This is a genomic window from Pseudoalteromonas sp. (genome assembly GCF_041629635.1).
GTDB lineage: Bacteria > Pseudomonadota > Gammaproteobacteria > Enterobacterales > Alteromonadaceae > Pseudoalteromonas.
This window is the reverse complement of record NZ_JBFKMX010000271.1, coordinates 1-1998: the sequence shown is the minus strand read 5'-3', so window position 1 is coordinate 1998 and position 1998 is coordinate 1. Positions and strand designations below refer to the sequence as shown.

General features: G+C 40.9%; 1 protein-coding gene. It reads left to right on the top strand.

What is annotated here, in order from left to right; genetic code table 11:
* The first annotated feature begins 109 nt into the window (after positions 1-109).
* On the top strand, positions 110-1768 hold the full coding sequence (locus ABYD77_RS19035) for an SUMF1/EgtB/PvdO family nonheme iron enzyme (protein ID WP_372771662.1): 1659 nt from the start codon (positions 110-112) through the stop codon (positions 1766-1768).
* The last annotated feature ends 230 nt before the right edge of the window (positions 1769-1998 follow it).

Below are 1998 nucleotides of genomic sequence, written 5' to 3'. Positions count from 1 at the left end.
TTCTATAATTTTTCTATTTTTGGCAGGTTATAACTATTTTTTAAGACCCAAAATTCACAACAGGTAATGCTAGCTCAGTGTTTAAAACAATCATTTAGGAATGACACAAATGAAATTAAATAACCTGTTCTTGGCATTATGTTTAACACCTATCGGTTTTAATGCTGTAGCAGCAAACAAAGTAAAACCTATTGAACCAATTATGGTAACAATCCCTGCTGGCAGTTTTGCAATGGGCTCTTTAGATCGTGAAAGCACCCAGCCCGTTCATCAAGTGGATTTAGCAGAGTTTAGCCTTGGCAAATATGAAGTCACGGTGAAGGAGTTTAGTCGATTTATCGCAGCCACTAATTATAAGGCTCCCAACGAATGCCGCCATGAATTAGACGGTTGGTTTAAACCAGCTAGTAAAGGTAATTGGCAAACCAATGCACTCAACACCAGCGAATATCAACCTGTGGTGTGTATTAATTGGAATACCGCAAAAGCCTATGTGGATTGGCTTGCAAAAGAAACCGGCAAACCTTATCGCCTTGCAAGTGAAGCCGAGTGGGAATATGCAGCGCGTGCCGGTACTGACACAAAATATTATTTTGGCGATGACCCAAATAAAATAGAAGTATGCCAATTTGAAAACACGGCAGACTATTACGGCGAGAGCATTTTGCAAACCCAAACTAACACCAGCTATGTTAATTGGAGCACAGGCATCAATCACTGTTCCGATGGGGCTGCACGTGCAAGTATCGTCGGCATGTATAAACCTAATCCATTTGGTTTACACGATATGCTGTCAAACGTATTAGAATTTGTTGCCGATTGTTATGTTGAAAACTATAACAATGCTTCAAAAACAGGCGCACCAAGCGAATCTGAAAACTGCCAGCGTCGCTCTACCCGCGGCGCAAGTTGGCACTGGGATCATTGGCCGCTGACAAATCGGGGCCGAATTCCTGTTGATTTTGCCGGTGGTGTTGACGGTTTCCGTATCGCGTTAGATGGCAAAGCGCCGAAACTTTCTAAAACAACGAAGCTCTTTCAAAAAGAGGTGATGCACGCACAACAAAATGAGCAAGCACGCCGTGATTTAATTGCTGCACTGCCTAACAAAGTAGAAAACGTCGCATTAAAACAACAAGGTGATATCGTATTTTTAAGCTGGGATAAAAGTGACGATAGCGACGTAGCTGGCTACCGTGTTTATAAAAATGATGTAAAAGATGCGATGTTCAAACTGGTTGCAACCAACATCAAAACCCCTTTTTATCGTTATGTTTCAGACACACAACACAGTGTTGAGTTCACAGTGGTTGCCGTTAAAAACCACCTACAAGGGCCTTATAGTGACCCAATTGCGACCGAAACCGGCTGGAGTAAAATTCCAGGCCAGATTGAAGCTGAATGGGCTAAAAGTATTACAGGTGCAAGTGTGACTTTAACCTCTGATGAGTCTCGCGGGCATAACCTCACTGGCCGAAATGGTATCGAAAGCGATGCAACTATGGTCTACCAAATTGATGTGACAAAAGCCGGTGATTACACATTGCATTATCGCGTTGCAACACCTAACGAAACTAAAGGTTTTGAGCTGTATTTAGGTGATAAAAAGCTAACGACTGCTGCTGTTAAAAAAACGGGTGGCTACCACGATTGGCAAACCCAATCTAAAGATAAAGTTAAATTACCAAAAGGTAAGCATACACTTACACTAAAGTCTTTAGACAGTCATTGGAAGTTAAATTGGCTTGCACTTAAAGAAAGCCAATAGCACCTTATTAAAGGGTGTTAAACGAGTAGTCATTTTGTGTACTTTTAGACAGTAGACTAAGTCGATAAATGACAGTAAAACTCTCTGGCTATGTATGATATTTACATAGCCAGTTTTCCCCGATAACATTTTATTTTTGCTTTAGAGCAGACCGAACTAGGCAAACCTTAAATTTATTACTTTTGCCAAGTTAATCCCCTTTGAAATGAAAACGCTTAATTAAAATCCCA

Coding starts and splice junctions, on each gene's coding strand:
- ABYD77_RS19035 (WP_372771662.1), top strand. CDS start 110: ATGAAATTAAATAACCTGTTCTTGGCATTATGTTTAACACCTATCGGT.